Genomic DNA, 18803 nt, shown 5'->3' on the forward strand with positions numbered 1-18803 from the left:
GCCGTTCAGGCGCGAACGGGGTCTGGGGCGGAGCCCCAGGAGCGCACCTCAACCCCCGGAGGGTCTCGGGAAGGGGCGGGGTGGGGAAAGGCTCAGCCCTCTGCGATGACCACCGCGGACGCCACCCCCGCATCATGGCTGAGCGAAACATGCCAGTGCCGAACCCCGAGCTCGGCGGCCCGAGCGGCAACAGACCCCCGCACCCGAAGCCGCGGCTGCCCACTCTCCTCCACGTACACCTCCGCATCCGTCCACAGCAGCCCCGCCGGCGCCCCCAACGCCTTCGCGAGCGCCTCCTTCGCGGCGAACCGCACCGCCAGCGAGGCGACCCCGCGCCGCTCCCCGCCGGGGAGTATCAGCTCGCTGTCCACGAACAGCCGCCGCAGCATCGCGGGCGTCCGCTCGATGGACTCCCCGAACCGCTCGACCTCGGCCACGTCGATCCCGACCCCGATGATCACGCGCTCACTCCACCGTGACGGACTTGGCGAGGTTGCGCGGCTGGTCGACCTCGTTGCCCCGGGCCGTGGCCAGCTCGCAGGCGAAGACCTGGAGCGGCACGGTCGCCACGAGCGGCTGGAGCAGCGTGGGCGTGACCGGGATGCGGATGAGGTGGTCGGCGTACGGCACCACCGCCTCGTCGCCCTGCTCCGCGATCACGATGGTCCGCGCTCCCCTGGCCCGGATCTCCTGGATGTTCGACACGATCTTGTCGTGGAGCACGGAACGCCCGCGCGGCGACGGGACGACCACGACCACCGGCAGGTCCTCCTCGATCAGCGCGATCGGCCCGTGCTTCAGCTCGCCCGCCGCGAACCCCTCGGCGTGCATGTACGCCAGCTCCTTGAGCTTGAGCGCGCCTTCGAGGGCGACCGGGTAGCCCACGTGCCGACCGAGGAAGAGCACGGTGTTCTTGTCGGCGAGCGAGCGCGCCAACTCCCGTACGGGCTCCATGGTTTCGAGGACCTGGTCCACCTCGCAGGCGATCTCGGCGAGGTCGTGGACGACGGCCCGCACCTCGTCGCCCCACTTGGTCCCGCGCACCTGGCCGAGGTAGAGCGCGACGAGGTAGCAGGCCACCAGCTGGGTGAGGAAGGCCTTCGTGGAGGCGACGGCGACCTCGGGGCCCGCGTGCGTGTACAGGACGGCGTCGGATTCGCGCGGGATCGTGGAGCCGTTGGTGTTGCAGATCGCCAGCACCTTCGCCCCCTGCTCGCGGGCGTGGCGCAGCGCCATCAGGGTGTCCATGGTCTCGCCGGACTGCGAGATGGCGATGACGAGCGTGCGCTGGTCGAGGATCGGGTCCCGGTAGCGGAACTCGCTGGCCAGCTCCGTCTCGCAGGGAATCCTGGTCCAGTGCTCGATCGCGAGCTTGGCGATCATGCCCGCGTGGTACGCCGTGCCGCACGCCACCACGACGACCTTGTCGACCTCGCGCAGCACCGCGTCGGGGATGCGCAGCTCGTCCAGGGTCAGCGAGCCCGCCGCGTCGATCCGGCCGAGCAGGGTGTCGGCGACGGCCTTGGGCTGCTCGGCGATCTCCTTGAGCATGAAGTAGTCGTAGCCGCCCTTCTCGGCGGCGGAGGCGTCCCAGTCGACGTGATAGGCCCGGGTCTCGGCGGGCGCCCCGTCGAAGTCGGTGACGGTGACGCCGTCCCGGCGCAGCTCGACGACCTGGTCCTGGCCGAGTTCGATCGCCGAGCGGGTGTGCGCGATGAACGCGGCGACGTCGGAGGCGAGGAACGCCTCGCCCTCGCCCACGCCCACCACGAGCGGCGAGTTGCGGCGCGCGCCCACCACGACGTCCGGCTCGTCGGCGTGCACCGCGACCAGCGTGAACGCGCCTTCGAGGCGACGGCACACCTGTCGCATGGCCTCGGCCAGGTCCTCGGCCGAGGAGTGGCACTCGGCGAGCAGGTGCGCGACGACCTCGGTGTCCGTCTCGGAGTCCAGCTGGTGGCCGCGCTCGGCGAGCTCGGCCCGCAGCGCGGCGAAGTTCTCGATGATCCCGTTGTGCACGACCGCGACCCGCCCGGCGTTGTCCAGGTGCGGGTGCGCGTTCGCGTCGGTCGGCCCGCCGTGCGTGGCCCACCGGGTGTGCCCGATGCCGGTCGCCCCGGCGGGCAGCGGCGCTTCAAGGAGCGCCTTCTCCAGATTGACCAGCTTCCCGGCCTTCTTCGCCGCGGCCAGCCCGCCGTCGGCGAGGACCGCGACGCCCGCCGAGTCGTAGCCGCGGTACTCCAGCCGCTTCAGCCCCGCCACCACGACGTCCAGCGCCGACTGCCCGCCTACGTAACCCACGATTCCGCACATGGCGGCAGCCTACGACCGAGACCCCCCGTTCCCGGGACACCCGCCGCCCCGGCCCGTCCCTTCGTCCGGATTTCGTGCTGTGCGCCACGTGACCCACCCCACCCCCCACGCGGGACATACAGCCGCAACAATGGAGTCGTGATCACTTCGCCGCCACGGAGCGCCCACCGCAAGCCGGAGGCGACTCCCTACGTGGACCTGACGCGCGCAGAGTGGAGCGCCCTGCGCGACAAGACGCCGTTGCCGCTCACCGCCGAGGAGGTCGAGCGGCTGCGCGGGCTCGGGGACGTCATCGACCTCGACGAAGTGCGCGACATCTACCTGCCGCTGTCCCGGCTCCTCAACCTGTACGTGGAGGCCACGGCCAATCTGCGCGGCACCCTCAACACCTTCCTGGGCGACGCGGGCAACGGCCACGGCACCCAGCGCGGCACCCCGTTCGTCATAGGGGTCGCGGGCTCCGTGGCGGTCGGCAAGTCGACGGTGGCCCGACTGCTCCAGGCCCTGCTGGCCCGCTGGCCCGAGCACCCCCGGGTCGAACTGGTCACCACCGACGGCTTCCTGTACCCGATGGCCGAGCTCCAGCGCCGCGGCCTGATGTCGCGCAAGGGCTTCCCCGAGTCGTACGACCGCCGCGCCCTGACCCGGTTCGTCGCGGACATCAAGGCGGGCAAGGACGAGGTCAGCGCACCCGTCTACTCGCACCTGATCTACGACATCGTCCCGGACGAGCGGCTCGTGGTGCGCCGCCCGGACATCCTGATCGTGGAGGGCCTCAACGTCCTGCAACCCGCGCTGCCCGGCCAGGACGGCCGCACCCGGGTCGGCCTCGCGGACTACTTCGACTTCAGCGTGTACGTGGACGCGCGCACCGAGGACATCGAGACCTGGTACCTCAACCGCTTCCGCAAGCTGCGCGAGACGGCCTTCCAGAACCCGTTCTCGTACTTCCGCAAGTACACCCAGGTGTCCGAGGAGGAGGCGCTCGACTACGCCCGGACGACCTGGCGGACCATCAACCGGCCCAATCTGGTGGAGAACGTGGCCCCCACGCGCGGCCGGGCCACCCTCGTCGTGCGCAAGGGGCCCGATCACAAGATCCAGAAGATCTCCCTGCGCAAGCTCTGAAGCGGCCGCGACCCAGCCCCGCACACACACGCGGCCCGCCCGGAGAAACCTCCGAGCGGGCCGCGCGAGCGTCAACTGCCCTAGCCGAGCGCCGACTTGACGACGTCGGCGAGACGGCCCGCCACCGAGCGGGCCTGCTCGATGTCGGCGGCCTCGACCATGACGCGGACCAGCGGCTCGGTGCCCGAGGGGCGCAGCAGCACCCGGCCGGTGGCGCCCAGCTCGCGCTCGGCCTCGGCGACCGCGGCGCCCAGCTCGGCGGAGGTGGAGACGCGGGACTTGTCCACGTCGGGGACGTTGACCAGGACCTGCGGCAGGCGCTCCATGACCGCGGCGAGGTCGGCGAGCGTGCGGCGGGTGGCGGCGACCCGGGCGGCCAGCATCAGGCCGGTCAGCGTGCCGTCACCGGTGGTCGCGTGGTCCAGGATGATCACGTGGCCGGACTGCTCGCCGCCGAGCGCGTAGCCGTGCTCCTTCATCGACTCCAGGACGTAGCGGTCGCCGACCGCGGTCTGGACGAGCTGGATGCCCTCGCCCTCCATGGCGATCTTGAAGCCCAGGTTGGACATCACGGTGCCGACGACGGTGTTGCCGCGCAGCGTGCCCGCCTCGCGCATGGCGAGGGCCAGGACCGCGAGGATCTGGTCGCCGTCGACCTCGTTGCCCGCGCCGTCCACGGCCAGGCAGCGGTCGGCGTCGCCGTCGTGCGCGATGCCGAGGTCGGCGCCGTGCTCGACGACGGCCGCCTTCAGCAGGTCGAGGTGGGTCGAGCCGCAGCCGTCGTTGATGTTGAGCCCGTCCGGCTCGGCACCGATCGTGACGACCTCGGCACCGGCCCGCGCGAACGCCTCCGGCGAGACCCGGGCGGCCGCGCCGTGCGCCTCGTCCAGGACCACCTTGAGCCCGTCGAGGCGGTTGGGCAGCACCCCGATGAGGTGGGCCACGTACCGGTCGAAGCCCTCGTCGTACGTCCGGACACGGCCCACGCCCGCCCCGGTCGGGCGCTCCCAGGGCTCGCCCGTGCGGTGCTGCTCGTAGATCGACTCGATGCGGTCCTCCAGCTCGTCGGCGAGCTTGTGGCCGCCGCGCGCGAAGAACTTGACACCGTTGTCCGGCATGGCGTTGTGGCTGGCCGAGAGCATCACGCCGAGGTCGGCGCCCAGCACACCGGTGAGGTACGCCACCGCGGGGGTGGGCAGCACACCGGCCCGCAGGACGTCCACGCCCGCGCTCGCGAGGCCCGCGACGACCGCGGCCTCCAGGAACTCTCCCGACGCCCGGGGGTCACGCCCGACCACCGCGGTCGGCCGATGGCCCTCGAAGGTCCCCGCCTCGGCGAGCACGTGCGCCGCCGCGACCGACAGGCCGAGCGCGAGCTCAGCCGTCAGATCCGAATTGGCGACACCGCGCACGCCGTCCGTGCCGAAGAGTCGTCCCACGTCTGTCCTCCGAAAACCTCAAAGTGCGGGGTAGATAGACGAACGCCCCGGCAGCACCGAGAGTGCTGCCGGGGCGAACGAGAGCCGTAGTGGCAGGCGCGGATTTAGCGCTTGCTGTACTGCGGGGCCTTACGGGCCTTCTTGAGACCGGCCTTCTTGCGCTCGACCGCACGGTCGTCGCGGGAGAGGAAGCCGGCCTTCTTGAGGGCGCCGCGGTTGTTGTCCACGTCAGCCTCGTTCAGCGCACGGGCCACGCCGAGGCGCAGGGCGCCGGCCTGACCGGACACGCCGCCACCCGAGATGCGGGCGATGACGTCGTAGCGGTTGTCGAGCTCGAGCACCTTGAAGGGCTCGTTGACTTCCTGCTGGTGGACCTTGTTCGGGAAGTAGTCCTCGAGCGTACGCCCGTTGATCTTCCACTTGCCGGTGCCCGGGACGATCCGGACGCGGGCGATGGCGTTCTTGCGGCGACCCAGGCCGGCGGCCGGCTGCGGGTCACCGAAGCGGGAGGCCATCGACTCGGAGGTGTACTCGCCCTCGACGGGCACCTCGGACTCGAAGGTGGTCACTTCGGCGTAGGTCTCGTCGCCCTCGAGCGGGGTCTCGACGGTGGTCTCGGCCACGATTCTCCTCAGATTTCTTTACGTCTTAGGGGGTGGCCGGAACTACTGCGCGACCTGGGTGATCTCGAACGGCACCGGCTGCTGGGCAGCGTGGGGGTGCTGGTCGCCCGAGTAGACCTTCAGCTTCGAGAGCATCTGACGGCCCAGGGTGTTCTTGGGGATCATGCCCTTGATGGCCTTCTCGACGGCCTTCTCCGGGTTGTTCGCCAGGAGGTCGTCGTAGCGCACCGAGCGGAGACCGCCCGGGTAGCCGGAGTGGCGGTAGGCCATCTTCTGGGTCTTCTTGTTGCCGGACAGGTGAACCTTGTCGGCGTTGATGATGATGACGAAGTCACCCATGTCCATGTGGGGCGCATACACGGGCTTGTGCTTGCCCCGGAGGAGGTTCGCGGCGGTGGTCGCCAGACGACCCAGGACGACGTCCCGGGCATCAATGACGTGCCACTGGCGAGTGATGTCGCCGGGCTTGGGGCTGTACGTACGCACTTCGTAGCCTTCGCTTCTTAGTGGATGGGGTACCAGACACATTGCACCCTGAAGCGATCATGCAGCTGGGGCTCACAATGCCGGGGACGCTGCCCGTATGCGAGCCACTGGTAACTGCTCCAGGAAACTTACGTAAGGGCCCATCGCGTGAGAACGACCAAGCCAATACGCATAACGAACCAGAAGAATACCCGGGCGCCCCCGAGCGGGTCAAAACGGCCCGGGTCGCCCCAGGCCGCTTCCCACCCTACCGGGCCCTGAGCTGCGCAAACACCTAGCGCGCCCGCTCCACGCGGCGCTCGTCCCACACCGGCTCCGGCGTCTCGCGCACCACGCCGTCCGAGCCGAAGACCAGATAGCGGTCGAACGTCTTCGAGAACCAGCGGTCGTGGGTGACGGCGAGCACCGTGCCGTCGTACGACTCCAGGCCGTCCTGGAGCGCCTCCGCCGACTCCAGGTCGAGGTTGTCCGTCGGCTCGTCGAGCAGCAGCGCCGTGGTGCCGGCCAGCTCCAGGAGCAGGATCTGGAAGCGGGCCTGCTGGCCGCCCGACAGCTTCTCGAAGGGCTGGTCCCCCTGCCGCTCCAGCTCGTAGCGGCGCAGCACCCCCATCGCGGCTCCGCGGTCCTTGGAGTGCTCGCTCCACAGGATGTCGACGAGCGTGCGCCCGAGCAGCTCGGGGTGGGCGTGGGTCTGCGCGAAGTGGCCGGGCACGACCCGCGCCCCCAGCTTCCAGCTCCCGGTGTACGCCACCGACGGATCCCCCGCGAGCAGCCGCAGGAAGTGCGACTTCCCGGAGCCGTTGGAGCCGAGGACCGCGACCCGCTCGCCGTAGAAGACCTCCAGCGAGAACGGCTTCATCAACCCGGTGAGCTCAAGGTTCTCGCAGGTCAGAGCGCGCACGCCGGTACGGCCGCCGCGCAGCCGCATGGTGATCTCCTGCTCGCGCGGCGGCTCCGGCGGCGGGCCCGCGTCCTCGAACCGCTTGAAGCGGGTCTGCATCGCGTGGTAGCGCGACGCCATGTCCGGGCTGCTCGCCGCCTGGTTGCGCAGCCGCAGCACCAGCGCCTTCAGCCGCGCGTGCTCCTCGTCCCAGCGCCGCTTGAGCTCCTCGAAGCGCGCGAACCGCTCCCGGCGGGCCTCGTGATAGGTCGAGAACCCGCCGCCGTGCACCCACACGTCCGTGCCCGCGGGGCTCGGCTCCAGGCTCACGATCCGCTCGGCGGCCCGCGAGAGCAGCTCCCGGTCGTGCGAGACGAACAGGACGGTCTTGCGGGTCTCGCGCAGCCGCTCCTCCAGCCAGCGCTTGCCGGGCACGTCCAGGTAGTTGTCCGGCTCGTCCAGGAGCAGCACCTCGTCCGGCCCGCGCAGCAGCGCCTCGAGGACGAGGCGCTTCTGCTCGCCACCACTGAGCGTGCGCACCTCGCGGAACTGGGCCTTGTCGTACGGCATGCCGAGCGCGGCCGTCGTGCACATGTCCCAGACCGTCTCGGCCTCGTACCCGTGCGCCTCGGCCCAGTCGCTGAGCGCCTGCGCGTACTTCATCTGCGCGGCCTCGTCGTCCACCGTCATGATCAGGTGCTCGGCCGCGTCCACCTCGGCCGCCGCCTTCCTGATCCGCGGCTGCGCGACGGAGACCAGCAGGTCGCGCACGGTCCGCTCGTCGCGCACCGAACCGACGAACTGCGGCATCACCCCGAGCCCGCCGCTCACCGACACCGAGCCGCCGTGCGGCTGGAGCTCACCGGAGATCATGCGAAGGAGCGTCGTCTTGCCGGCCCCGTTGGCGCCGACCAGGGCCACCACCGAGCCCTCCGCCACCCGGAACGAAGCGTCGCCGAGCAGCACCCGCCCGTCCGGCAGGTAGTACTCCAGGTGTGCAGCCTCTAGATGTCCCATGGGCGGATTGTCACCCAGGCCGTGCCCCCCTGAACAATCGAATTAGGATGCGCGGCATGAGCTTTGGGCATGGGGGACCCGGGTGGGGCCCGGGGGATCAGCAGACACCCGACTGGGCGGCGCTCGCCGACCAGTCGGCCGCGCGCAGCAGACGCAGGAAATGGCTGTTCATAGGGGGCGGCGCGGTGGCGACGGCGGCGGTCGTCGCGGTCGTGGCCACCGTGATCGTCAACGCGGGCTCCCAGGACGACGGCAAGTCCGCCGGCCAGCTGCCCTCTCCCCCGGCGCTGCCCAGCAACAGCGCGCAGCCGCAGCCGTCGTTCTCCCAGGTGGCCCCGCCGCCCCCGCCCAACCCGTACGACTACGTCTCCAGCGCGAAGAAGGACACGGCCCCGCTCAGCGCCGACACCCTCTTCCCCGGCAAGAGCCTGACGCTGGGCAGCGGCGTATACGCCAAGGGCCCCACCGACCAAGTCACCGACTGCTCCTCGGTCACCCAGGGCTCGCTCGGCCCAACCCTCAACGGCAACGGCTGCCGCCAGGTCATCCGGGCCACCTTCACCAAGGACGGGATCGCGGTCACGGTGGGGGTCGCCGTCTTCGACACCGACACCGCGGCGAAGAAGGCGAAGGACCAGGCGTCGGGCGGCATCGCCTCGCTGTCCGGCGCGGGCGTGAACACCTTCTGCCGGGGCGGCTCGGTCTGCCGCAGCACCACCAACTCCTATGGCCGCTATGCCTACTTCACGACCGGCGGCTTCGCCGACGGCAAGAACGTGACCAAGGGCGACGGAGCCGTCTTCACGGCGGGCGACGACCTCGCCAAGTTCACCTTCGACCAGATCGTCGCCCGCGGCCGCAACCAGGCCTCAGCAGCAGCCGCCCGGCCCGCCGGCTGAACTCCCGGGCAGCGTCCGCATGTTGCGCGCCTCCTTGCTGCGCGCGGCGAGCAACTCGTCGGCGGGGTAACCGACTTCCTCAAGAGTGAGGCCGTGCGGCTTCACCACGTGCACGGAGGAGTCGCGCACCGCCGCCGCGAGCACCTTCCCCGGCCACTCCGGGCCCCGGTGCCCGTCGCCCACGTGCAGCAGCGCCCCGACCAGCGAGCGCACCATGTTGTGGCAGAAGGCGTCCGCGCGCACGGTCGCGGTGACGATCCCGTCGGCGCCGCGCTCCCAGGACAGCTCCTGGAGGGTGCGGATGGTGGTGGCGCCCTCGCGCCTCTTGCAGTACGCCGCGAAGTCGTGCTCGCCGAGCAGGGCGGCGGAGGCCGCGTTCATGGCCTCGACGTCCAACTCCCAGTCGTGCCACAGGACATGACCGCGCAGCAGCGGGTCGACACCGCCCACATTGTCGGTGACCCGGTACGCGTAGCGCCGCCAGATCGCCGAGAACCGCGCGTTGAACCCGCTCGGGGCCTCGGCGATCCGCCAGATGCGCACGTCGTGCGGCAGCCGCCCGGCCATGCGCCGCAGCAGCTTCTCGCGGTGCTCGGCCCACACCGCCTCCGGCAGGTCGACGTGCGCGACCTGGCCGCGCGCGTGCACTCCGGCGTCCGTGCGCCCGGCGACGGTCAGGTCGAAGTTCACGTCCGACCGCGTCACCGTGCGCAGCGCGTCCTCGATCTCGCCCTGCACCGTCCGGCGCCCCAGCGGCTGCCGGGCCCAGCCGGAGAAGTCCTTGCCGTCGTACGACAGATCGAGCCGCACCCGGACGAGGCCGGGCTCCACCTCATCACTCACGTAACAGATCCTCTCAAAGCATCCACACAGCAGAACGGGCCCGCCCCCCGAAGGGAACGGGCCCGTTCACCAGCCTTCAGAACGCTTACGCGTCCTTCGCCTCGTCGGCCGGCTTGGCGTCCTCGACGACCTCGGCCTCGGCGGCCTTGGCGTCGGACTCCTTGACGGCGCGCACGGTGGCGGCCTCGGCCTCGGCGACGGTCGCCTTCTTGGCGATCTCGCCCTCGACCAGCTCGATCACGGCCATCGGCGCGTTGTCACCACGGCGGTTGCCGATCTTGGTGATACGGGTGTAGCCACCCGGACGCTCCTCGTAGCGGGGCGCGATCTCGGTGAAGAGGGTGTGGACGATGCCCTTGTCGGTGATCGTCTGCAGCACCAGGCGACGGTTGTGGATGTCGCCCTTCTTCGCCTTGGTGATCAGGCGCTCGGCGACCGGACGCAGGCGGCGGGCCTTGGCCTCGGTCGTCGTGATGCGGCCGTGCTCGAAGAGCGACTTCGCCAGGTTGGCGAGGAGCAGCTTCTCGTGCGCGGCGCCGCCGCCGAGACGAGCACCCTTTGCGGGACGCGGCATGGTGATTCTCCTAGTGATCTGCACCGGCCGTACGAGGTACCGATGTCAGTGTCCGAGCAGGGCGGTCGCCCGTCGGAGATCCAAGCCCCCGAAGGGGCTTGGAAGGGGCGCGGGGAACTGCGCGACCAGCCGAAGCCGGTCCGCAGCAGCAGTACAGCCTCCCCGCGGAGCGTCTTAGTACTGCTCGGTCTCCACGAAACCGGCATCCGCGTCGTCGTCCGCGCCGAACGCGTCCGCCGCGGCGGTCGGGTCGAAGCCGGGAGGCGAGTCCTTCAGGGCGAGGCCCATACCGGCCAGCTTCGCCTTGACCTCGTCGATCGACTTCGCACCGAAGTTGCGGATGTCGAGCAGGTCGGCCTCGGAGCGCGCCACGAGCTCACCCACGGAGTGGATGCCCTCACGCTTGAGGCAGTTGTACGACCGAACGGTGAGCTCGAGCTCCTCGATCGGCAGGGCGAGATCGGCGGCGAGGGCAGCGTCCGTGGGGGACGGGCCCATGTCGATGCCCTCGGCGTCGATGTTGAGCTCGCGCGCCAGACCGAACAGCTCGACCAGGGTCTTGCCGGCCGACGCCATGGCGTCACGGGGACGCATGGCCTGCTTGGTCTCGACGTCGACGATCAGCTTGTCGAAGTCGGTGCGCTGCTCGACACGGGTCGCCTCGACCTTGTACGTGACCTTGAGCACCGGGGAGTAGATGGAGTCGACCGGGATGCGGCCGATCTCCTGGCCCAGCTGCTTGTTCTGCACGGCGGAGACGTAGCCGCGACCGCGCTCGACGGTCAGCTCCATCTCCAGCTTGCCCTTGCCGTTGAGCGTGGCGAGCACCAGGTCGGGGTTGTGCACCTCGACACCGGCCGGCGGGGCGATGTCAGCAGCGGTGACCAGGCCGGGACCCTGCTTGCGCAGGTACATCACGACCGGCTCGTCGTGCTCCGAGGAGACGACCAGCTGCTTGATGTTCAGGATGAGGTCGGTGACGTCCTCCTTGACGCCCGGCACGGTGGTGAACTCGTGCAGGACACCGTCGATCCGGATGCTGGTGACAGCGGCACCGGGGATCGAGGAGAGGAGCGTACGACGCAGGGAGTTGCCGAGCGTGTAGCCGAAGCCGGGCTCCAGGGGCTCGATGACGAACCGCGAGCGGTACTCGTCAACGACCTCTTCGGTCAGCGAAGGGCGCTGAGCGATAAGCATGGGGAGATCCTTCAGTCATGGGCACCCACTATTTGATGCCCTGCTGGGTACTGCGTACTGCAAGGGTACGGGCGGCACGGCCCGAATGAGCCGTACCGCCCGATCCCTTCAAGGCAATCCTTGAAGCAGCCCTGCGTCAGACGCGGCGGCGCACCGGGCGCCGCCCCGGATCAGACGCGGCGGCGCTTCGGGGGACGGCAGCCGTTGTGCGGCGTCGGGGTGACGTCCTGGATCGAGCCGACCTCGAGGCCAGTGGCCTGGAGGGAGCGGATCGCGGTCTCGCGACCGGAGCCCGGGCCCTTGACGAAGACGTCAACCTTGCGCATGCCGTGCTCCTGCGCGCGGCGGGCGGCCGACTCGGCGGCCATCTGCGCGGCGAACGGAGTCGACTTGCGGGAGCCCTTGAAGCCGACGTGGCCGGCGGACGCCCAGGAGATCACGTTGCCCGAGGGGTCCGTGATCGAGACGATGGTGTTGTTGAACGTGCTCTTGATGTGCGCGTGGCCGTGAGCGACGTTCTTCTTTTCCTTGCGGCGCACCTTCTTGGCAGCGCCCTGACGACCCTTGGGGGGCATGTCTTACTCCAGCTGGAGAGGGGAGGTGATCGGTCCTACAGCGAAGACCGCTGAAAAGCGTCCGCTGTGGACTACTTCTTGCCCGGCTTCTTCTTACCGGCGATGGCGCGACGCGGGCCCTTGCGGGTACGAGCGTTCGTGCTGGTGCGCTGACCGTGGACCGGCAGACCACGACGGTGGCGCAGACCCTGGTAGCAGCCGATCTCGACCTTGCGGCGGATGTCGGCGGCAACCTCACGGCGAAGGTCACCCTCGGTGCGGAGGTTGGCGTCCACGTACTCGCGGATCTTGACCAGGTCCTCTTCGGCCAGGTCACGAACGCGGGTGTTCGGGTTCACGCCGGTCGAGGCGAGGATCTCCTTGGACCGGGTGCGCCCGATACCGAAGACGTAGGTGAGTGCGATCTCCACACGCTTTTCGCGCGGGATGTCAACACCGGAAACGCGTGCCATTTACTGGCTCCAGTTGTTTTCGGGGGTCTTCCGCAGCACCGCTCCCGACCGCCGTACTAGGTACGTTTCGGGTCCCCGGCCCCCGCCGGAGGTGTCACCAGCCGGGGAAACCGGCCAGGTGGATGCTGCGTATGTACGTTTTGCTCGCGTCGCGGGAAGAACTGCGAAGTGCAGGTCGGTCGGCGTGCGTCAGCCCTGGCGCTGCTTGTGGCGCAGGTTGTCGCAGATGACCATGACCCGGCCGTGACGGCGGATCACCTTGCACTTGTCGCAGATCTTCTTGACGCTCGGCTTGACCTTCATGGGATGTCAGGTTCTCCGGGTCAGTGCCACCACCGCCGGAACGGCAGTGTGGGCAAGATCTACTTGTACCGGTAGACGATCCGGCCACGCGTCAGGTCGTAGGGAGAAAGCTCCACCACGACCCGGTCATCCGGGAGGATGCGGATGTAGTGCATCCGCATCTTGCCGCTGATGTGCGCGAGGACTTTGTGACCGTTCTGGAGTTCCACCTTGAACATGGCGTTCGGGAGGGACTCGATCACGGTGCCCTCGATTTCGATGGCACCTTGCTTCTTGGCCACGCTTCGCCTTTCGAATCGGCTACCTTGATCGACTCCCGCAGCCGTGTGTGGACACACGGGTACACGAGAGCCGACGCATCAGTCTACGTCAGGGCACTCGAAAAGACGAATCAGATGAGTTTGCCCCAACGCGGAGATCGTTACGCCAGGGGGTCCGGCCCCCGGCTCCGCACGGGTGCGGGGCCTCAGCCCAGCGGGTCCGGGGCGGTGGTGACGCCGTACTCCGCCAGCTTCGCCCTGCCGCAGTCCGGCATCGTCAGGACCAGCGGGCCGTTCTCGGTGAGGGCCACCGAGTGCTCCCAGTGCGAGGACCAGGAACCGTCCGTCGTGATGACGGTCCAGTCGTCCTCCAGGACCTCGGTGCGGGGCGTGCCGAGCGAGACCATCGGCTCGATCGCCAGGCAGAAGCCCGGGATCAGCTTCGGGTTGTGGCGGCCCAGCATGCGGCGCTTGTCGACGTAGTTCAGCAGGTGCGGGTCCATGTGCATCTCGGACCCGATGCCGTGGCCCCCGTAGTCCTCGACGATGCCGTACTTGCCGGTCGAGGGGCGCGGCTGGCGGCGGATGTAGGACTCGATCGCGCGCGAGACGTCGATGAGCTTGTTGCCCTTCTTCACCGCGGCGATACCGGCCCACATCGACTCCTCGGTCACCCGGGAGAGCTCGACCAGCTCGGGCGCGTGCCCGCTGCCCACGAACGCGGTGTACGCGGCGTCGCCGTGCCAGCCGTCGATGATCGCGCCGGCGTCGATCGAGATGATGTCGCCGTCCTTGAGGACGGTCTTGTCGTCCGGGATGCCGTGCACGACGACCTCGTTGACCGAGGTGCAGATCGTCGCGGGGAAACCGCCGTAGCCCAGGAAGTTCGACTTGGCACCGTGCTCGGCGATCACCTTGCGGGCCACCTCGTCCAGGTCCTTCGTCGTGGACCCGGGCACCGCGGCCTCGCGGGTGGCGGCGTGGATCGCGGCGACGACCAGCCCCGCCTCGCGCATCTTCGCGATCTGCTCGGGGGTCTTGATCTCCACCATGTGCGGCTCACGCCTTTCTGGACGGCTACGGGTCACCCCCAACGATACGGCGTCCCGCCCCAGCCCCGGGGCCTCGGTCTTCGGGTGCGGCCCGTGCGTGGCCGACCGTGCGGTGCCGCGCACCCCCAACCGCTCAGGCCAGCGAAGGGCCGCCCAACCAGGCACCCCCAGCCAGGCACCCCCAGCCCGTCCGGCGATTGAGGACGAGCGCCGTTCAGGCGCGAACGGGGTCTGGGGCGGAGCCCCAGGGCGACCGGCACCCGGAGACGCAGAACGGCCGCGGCACCCCCGGAGGGGCACCGCGGCCGTCGGCAGCGTAAGGACTAGGCGGCGTCGCGACGCAGCGCGTCCATCGCCTTCTTGGTGACCTCGTCGACCTTCCCGAGGGCGGAGATGGTGATGACCAGCCCCTGCGCGCGGTAGTAGTCGATGATCGGCTCGGTCTCGCTGTGGTAGACCTCGAGCCGCTTGCGCACGGTGTCCTCGGTGTCGTCACCGCGCTGGTACAGCTCGCCGCCGCACTTGTCGCAGACGCCGTCCTGCTGCGGGGCGTTGTACGCCACGTGGAAGACGTGCGAGCTGTCGTTGCGGCAGATGCGCCGGCCGGCGATGCGCTTGACGACCTCGTCCTCGGGGACTTCCAGGTCGAGCACGGCGTCCAGCTTCACGCCGTCGGCCTTGAGCACCTCGTCCAGCGCCTCGGCCTGCACCACGTTGCGCGGGAAGCCGTCGAGCAGAAAGCCGTTCTCGGCGTCCGGCGCTTCCATGCGGTCCTTGGCCATCCCGATGGTGACCTCGTCCGGTACCAGGTTGCCGGCGTCCATGTACGCCTTGGCCTGCTTGCCGAGGTCCGTGCCCTGGCTGATGTTGGCACGGAAGAGGTCGCCCGTGGAGATGTGCGGGATCGCCAGGTTCTGGGCAAGGAACGCGGCCTGCGTTCCCTTGCCTGCACCGGGCGGTCCGACGAGGACGATTCGCATCAGCGGAGGAACCCTTCGTAATTGCGCTGCTGAAGCTGGCTCTCGATCTGCTTAACGGTTTCCAGACCCACACCCACGATGATGAGGATGCTCGTCCCGCCGAGCGGGAAGCTCTGGACACCGCCGAAGATGATCAACGCCATTGTCGGTACGAGCGCGATCAGCCCCAGATACAGCGACCCCGGCCAGGTGATCCGGTTGAGTACGTAGCTCAGGTACTCAGCGGTCGGTCGGCCAGCCCGGATGCCCGGGATGAAGCCACCATACTTCTTCATGTTGTCGGCGACTTCCTCGGGGTTGAACGAGATCGCCACGTAGAAGAAGGCGAAGAACACGATCAGGAGGAAGTAGCTGACGATGTAGTAAGGATGGTCGCCCTTGGTCAAGTTGTCCTTGATCCAGGTCGCCCAGCCCGCCGTCGAGTTCGAGAACTGGACGATCAGCGCCGGGATGTAGAGCAGCGACGAGGCGAAGATGACCGGGATCACACCGGCCTGGTTGACCTTCAGCGGGATGTAGGTCGAGGTGCCGCCGTACGAACGGCGGCCGATCATGCGCTTCGCGTACTGCACCGGGATGCGCCGCTGGGCCTGTTCGACGAAGACCACGAGCCCGACCATGACGAGGCCGACCAGGACCACGGTGCCGAACTCGATCCAGCCACCGGCGAGGTGACCCTGCTTCTTGATGGCCCACAGGGAGCTCGGGAAGCTGGAGGCGATCGAGATGAACATCAGGATGGACATGCCGTTGCCGATGCCGCGGTCGGTGATGATCTCACCGAGCCACATGACGCAGGCGGTACCGGCGGTCATCGTGATGACCATGGTGATGGTGGTGAAGATCGAGCGGTTCGGGATGATCTCGGTGGCGACCTGGCAGCCGTTGAAGAGCGCGCCGTTGCGGGCGGTGGCGACGAGGCCGGTGCCCTGCAGGATGGCCAGCGCGACGGTCAGGTAACGCGTGTACTGCGTGATCTTCGCCGTACCCGCCTGACCCTCCTTCTTGAGGGCTTCCAGGCGTGGGATCACCACGGTCAGCAGCTGCAGGATGATGCTCGCCGTGATGTACGGCATGATGCCGAGCGCGAAGATCGTGATCTGCAGCAGCGCACCGCCGCTGAACATGTTCACCAAGCTGAACAGACCGCTGTTCTGCTGAGCCTGGTCCACACAGATCTGGACGTTCTTGTAGCTCACCCCAGGCATCGGCACATGCGTACCGAGCCGGTAGATCACGATGATGCCGAGTGTGAAGAGCAGCTTCTTGCGCAGGTCAGGCGTCTTGAACGCCTGGGCGAACGCGGTGAGCACGGTGCCTCCTGCGACCCCCGCGCAAGTGCGTCAGGGTGACGGTCTTGAGGATCGACGAATAAGGATTGAAGTCTTGATCTGCCAAAAAACCGTGCCGGAGCCGTCCAGGCACACAGCACGGAACTTAGACAGTGCACGCCACCTTACCGGCGACCGTGCCCCCCTAGGAACGACCAACCGGGGATGCCCCATTTGAGAGGCATCCCCGGTCGGATGTTCAAGCCATCAAGCTGTCTCAGACGAGCTCGGTGACGGTGCCGCCGGCGGCGGCAATCTTCTCCTTGGCGGAGCCGGAGACGGCGTCAACCGTCACCTGCAGCGCCACGGAGATCTCGCCCTGGCCCAGGACCTTGACGAGGCTGTTCTTGCGCACCGCGCCCTTGGCGACCAGGTCGGCCACCGTGACCTCTCCACCCTCGGGGTAGAGAGCGCCGAGCTTGTCCAGGTTGACCACCTGGTACTCGGTGCGGAACGGGTTCTTGAAGCCCTTGAGCTTCGGGAGACGCATGTGAAGGGGCATCTGGCCACCCTCGAAGCGCTCCGGCACCTGGTAACGAGCCTTGGTGCCCTTGGTACCACGACCTGCGGTCTTACCCTTGGACGCCTCACCACGACCCACACGGGTCTTGGCGGTCTTGGCGCCCGGGGCGGGCCGGAGGTTGTGGACCTTCAGCGGGTTCTGCTCCGCCATGTCAGTCGACCTCCTCAACCGTCACGAGGTGGCGGACGGTGTGCACCATGCCGCGGAACTCGGGACGGTCCTCCTTGACAACCACGTCGTTCAGGCGCTTGAGCCCGAGCGAACGCAGGGTGTCGCGGTGGTTCTGCTTGCTGCCGATGTACGACTTCGTCTGCGTGATCTTGAGACGGGCCATTACGCACCCGCTCCCGCACGCGCACGAAGCAGAGCCGCGGGGGCGACGTCCTCGAGGGGCAGACCACGGCGGGCCGCGATCTCCTCGGGACGCTGCAGGCCACGGAGGGCCTCCACGGTCGCGTGCACGATGTTGATCGCGTTGTCGGAGCCGAGCGACTTCGACAGGATGTCGTGAACGCCGGCGCACTCGAGCACCGCGCGCACCGGGCCACCGGCGATAACACCGGTACCGGGGGAAGCAGGCTTCAGCAGGACAACGCCGGCCGCCTTCTCGCCCTGGATCGGGTGCGGGATGGTGCCCTGGATGCGCGGGACCTTGAAGAAGTGCTTCTTGGCCTCTTCGACGCCCTTGGCGATGGCCGCGGGAACTTCCTTGGCCTTGCCGTAACCGACACCTACGGTGCCGTCACCGTCGCCCACCACGACCAGCGCGGTGAAGCTGAAGCGGCGACCACCCTTGACAACCTTGGCAACGCGGTTGATCGCGACAACGCGCTCAACGTAAGCGGTCTTCTCGGCGGCAGCGCCACCGTCGCGACCCTTCCGGTCCCGCCGCTCGCCGCCACCGGCACCGCTTCCGCGGCGCTGGGGTCCAGCCATTGGATTTACCTCTCTCTGTTACGTCCGTTAGTCCCGGAACCGGGGCTTAGAACTTCAGCCCGGCTTCGCGGGCGGCGTCAGCCAGAGCGGCAATGCGCCCGGCGTACCTGTTGCCACCACGGTCGAACACGACGGCCTCGACGCCGGCGGCCTTGGCGCGCTCAGCGACCAGGGCACCGACCTGCTTGGCCTGCGCGGACTTGTCGCCCTCGCCACCGCGGATCGAAGCGTCCAGGTTCGACGCCGACGCCAGGGTGTGACCCTTGAGGTCGTCGATGACCTGAGCGGTGATACCGCGGTTGGAACGCGTCACGACGAGGCGCGGACGCTCCGCCGTACCCGACACGTGCTTGCGGATGCGGACGTGGCGACGTGCCTTGGCGGCACGCTTGTAAGCGTCGCCCTTGGCGATCTTCACACCGTATGCCATGGCTTACTTACCAGCCTTTCCGACCTTGCGGCGGATGACCTCGCCGGCGTACTTGACACCCTTGGCCTTGTACGGGTCGGGCTTCCGCAGCTTGCGGATGTTGGCGGCGACCTCGCCGACCTTCTGCTTGTCGATGCCCTCGACCGAGAACTTCGTGGGCGACTCGACCTTGAAGGTGATGCCTTCGGGGGCCTCGACGGTGATCGGGTGGCTGTAGCCCAGCGCGAACTCCAGGTTGGAGCCCTTCGCCTGGACGCGGTAACCGACACCGCTGATCTCGAGCGCCTTGGTGTATCCCTGGGTCACACCGGTGATCATGTTGGCCACCAGCGTGCGGGACAGGCCGTGCAGGGCCTTGTTCTGACGCTCGTCGTTGGGGCGGGTGACGTTCAGAACGCCGTCCTCACCCTTCACGATCTCGATGGGAGCCGCAACGGCGTGCGTGAGGGAACCCTTGGGGCCCTTCACGTGAACCGTACGGCCATCGATGGTGACGTCCACACCGGCGGGAACCTGGATGGGGAGCTTGCCGATTCGCGACATTAGCTTTTCCTCCGTTCCC

At 68.6% G+C, this 18803-nt stretch carries 23 protein-coding genes; 2 read left to right on the forward strand and 21 right to left on the reverse strand.

Annotated elements, in window-relative coordinates; all coding sequences use genetic code 11:
* Window positions 1-92: 92 nt before the first annotated feature.
* A complete protein-coding gene (locus tag AC07F3_RS36130) occupies window positions 93-461 on the reverse strand; it encodes a holo-ACP synthase (protein ID WP_114037171.1) in 369 nt (122 codons plus the stop codon).
* 4 nt (window positions 462-465) lie between these two features.
* Window positions 466-2313 (reverse strand): glutamine--fructose-6-phosphate transaminase (isomerizing), encoded by a 1848-nt coding sequence (gene glmS, locus AC07F3_RS36135; RefSeq protein WP_479118970.1) that lies wholly within the window; start codon window positions 2311-2313, stop codon window positions 466-468.
* Window positions 2314-2451: 138 nt separating this feature from the next.
* Between glmS and coaA the strand changes: the two genes are divergently transcribed.
* Complete coding sequence (coaA, locus tag AC07F3_RS36140; protein ID WP_479118971.1) at window positions 2452-3441, forward strand: type I pantothenate kinase; 990 nt, start codon at window positions 2452-2454, stop codon at window positions 3439-3441.
* Between the two features lie 80 nt (window positions 3442-3521).
* On the opposite strand, the gene glmM is transcribed toward coaA, so the two are convergent.
* From glmM to AC07F3_RS36160, 4 genes are all read right to left on the reverse strand, one after another.
* Entirely contained in the window at window positions 3522-4880 is a 1359-nt protein-coding gene (gene glmM, locus AC07F3_RS36145) for a phosphoglucosamine mutase (RefSeq protein WP_479118972.1), read from the reverse strand.
* A 104-nt stretch (window positions 4881-4984) separates the two neighbouring features.
* Window positions 4985-5503, reverse strand: a complete 519-nt coding sequence (gene rpsI, locus AC07F3_RS36150) for a 30S ribosomal protein S9 (RefSeq protein WP_053727626.1) — start codon at window positions 5501-5503, stop codon at window positions 4985-4987.
* Window positions 5504-5545: 42 nt separating this feature from the next.
* Complete coding sequence (gene rplM / locus AC07F3_RS36155; protein WP_053727625.1) at window positions 5546-5989, reverse strand: 50S ribosomal protein L13; 444 nt, start codon at window positions 5987-5989, stop codon at window positions 5546-5548.
* A gap of 274 nt (window positions 5990-6263) precedes the next feature.
* Entirely contained in the window at window positions 6264-7886 is a 1623-nt protein-coding gene (locus tag AC07F3_RS36160) for an ABC-F family ATP-binding cassette domain-containing protein (RefSeq protein WP_479118974.1), read from the reverse strand.
* A 56-nt stretch (window positions 7887-7942) separates the two neighbouring features.
* On the opposite strand from AC07F3_RS36160, the gene AC07F3_RS36165 reads away from it, so the two are divergent.
* On the forward strand, window positions 7943-8785 hold the full coding sequence (locus AC07F3_RS36165; RefSeq protein WP_479118975.1) for a hypothetical protein: 843 nt from the start codon (window positions 7943-7945) through the stop codon (window positions 8783-8785).
* Here AC07F3_RS36165 and truA read toward each other — a convergent pair.
* From truA to rplF, 15 genes are all read right to left on the reverse strand, one after another.
* Window positions 8756-9628, reverse strand: coding sequence for a tRNA pseudouridine(38-40) synthase TruA (truA, locus tag AC07F3_RS36170; protein WP_479118976.1), 873 nt, complete (start codon window positions 9626-9628; stop codon window positions 8756-8758). The genes AC07F3_RS36165 and truA overlap by 30 nt on opposite strands.
* Before the next feature lie 85 nt (window positions 9629-9713).
* The gene (gene rplQ / locus AC07F3_RS36175; RefSeq protein ID WP_114037178.1) at window positions 9714-10202 is read right to left on the reverse strand and encodes a 50S ribosomal protein L17; all 489 of its coding nucleotides are present in this window, start codon (window positions 10200-10202) and stop codon (window positions 9714-9716) included.
* A 174-nt stretch (window positions 10203-10376) separates the two neighbouring features.
* Entirely contained in the window at window positions 10377-11399 is a 1023-nt protein-coding gene (locus AC07F3_RS36180; protein ID WP_010473911.1) for a DNA-directed RNA polymerase subunit alpha, read from the reverse strand.
* Between the two features lie 170 nt (window positions 11400-11569).
* Window positions 11570-11974: a 30S ribosomal protein S11 gene (rpsK, locus tag AC07F3_RS36185; RefSeq protein WP_003956432.1), complete on the reverse strand. Its 405-nt coding sequence runs from the start codon at window positions 11972-11974 to the stop codon at window positions 11570-11572.
* Window positions 11975-12045: 71 nt separating this feature from the next.
* The gene (gene rpsM / locus AC07F3_RS36190) at window positions 12046-12426 is read right to left on the reverse strand and encodes a 30S ribosomal protein S13 (protein ID WP_053727621.1); all 381 of its coding nucleotides are present in this window, start codon (window positions 12424-12426) and stop codon (window positions 12046-12048) included.
* A 189-nt stretch (window positions 12427-12615) separates the two neighbouring features.
* A complete protein-coding gene (gene rpmJ, locus AC07F3_RS36195) occupies window positions 12616-12729 on the reverse strand; it encodes a 50S ribosomal protein L36 (protein ID WP_003956441.1) in 114 nt (37 codons plus the stop codon).
* A 59-nt stretch (window positions 12730-12788) separates the two neighbouring features.
* The gene (gene infA, locus AC07F3_RS36200; protein ID WP_003956442.1) at window positions 12789-13010 is read right to left on the reverse strand and encodes a translation initiation factor IF-1; all 222 of its coding nucleotides are present in this window, start codon (window positions 13008-13010) and stop codon (window positions 12789-12791) included.
* Between the two features lie 185 nt (window positions 13011-13195).
* The gene (gene map, locus AC07F3_RS36205) at window positions 13196-14041 is read right to left on the reverse strand and encodes a type I methionyl aminopeptidase (RefSeq protein ID WP_393836618.1); all 846 of its coding nucleotides are present in this window, start codon (window positions 14039-14041) and stop codon (window positions 13196-13198) included.
* Window positions 14042-14364: 323 nt separating this feature from the next.
* Complete coding sequence (locus AC07F3_RS36210) at window positions 14365-15021, reverse strand: adenylate kinase (RefSeq protein WP_479118978.1); 657 nt, start codon at window positions 15019-15021, stop codon at window positions 14365-14367.
* Complete coding sequence (secY, locus tag AC07F3_RS36215; protein ID WP_344375265.1) at window positions 15021-16334, reverse strand: preprotein translocase subunit SecY; 1314 nt, start codon at window positions 16332-16334, stop codon at window positions 15021-15023. The genes AC07F3_RS36210 and secY overlap by 1 nt, the downstream gene beginning before the upstream one ends.
* 235 nt (window positions 16335-16569) lie before the next feature.
* Complete coding sequence (rplO, locus tag AC07F3_RS36220) at window positions 16570-17025, reverse strand: 50S ribosomal protein L15 (RefSeq protein ID WP_114037182.1); 456 nt, start codon at window positions 17023-17025, stop codon at window positions 16570-16572.
* 1 nt (window position 17026) lies between these two features.
* Entirely contained in the window at window positions 17027-17209 is a 183-nt protein-coding gene (rpmD, locus tag AC07F3_RS36225; RefSeq protein ID WP_005313525.1) for a 50S ribosomal protein L30, read from the reverse strand.
* The gene (gene rpsE, locus AC07F3_RS36230) at window positions 17209-17811 is read right to left on the reverse strand and encodes a 30S ribosomal protein S5 (protein ID WP_030742217.1); all 603 of its coding nucleotides are present in this window, start codon (window positions 17809-17811) and stop codon (window positions 17209-17211) included. The genes rpmD and rpsE overlap by 1 nt, the downstream gene beginning before the upstream one ends.
* 46 nt (window positions 17812-17857) lie before the next feature.
* Window positions 17858-18241 carry a 50S ribosomal protein L18 gene (rplR, locus tag AC07F3_RS36235; protein WP_114037183.1) on the reverse strand — a complete coding sequence of 128 codons (384 nt, stop codon included), beginning with the start codon at window positions 18239-18241 and terminating at the stop codon, window positions 17858-17860.
* Window positions 18242-18244: 3 nt separating this feature from the next.
* Window positions 18245-18784, reverse strand: a complete 540-nt coding sequence (gene rplF, locus AC07F3_RS36240) for a 50S ribosomal protein L6 (protein ID WP_114037184.1) — start codon at window positions 18782-18784, stop codon at window positions 18245-18247.
* Window positions 18785-18803 lie beyond the last annotated feature (19 nt).

It is taken from the genome of Streptomyces sp. NPDC045846 (assembly GCF_056431605.1).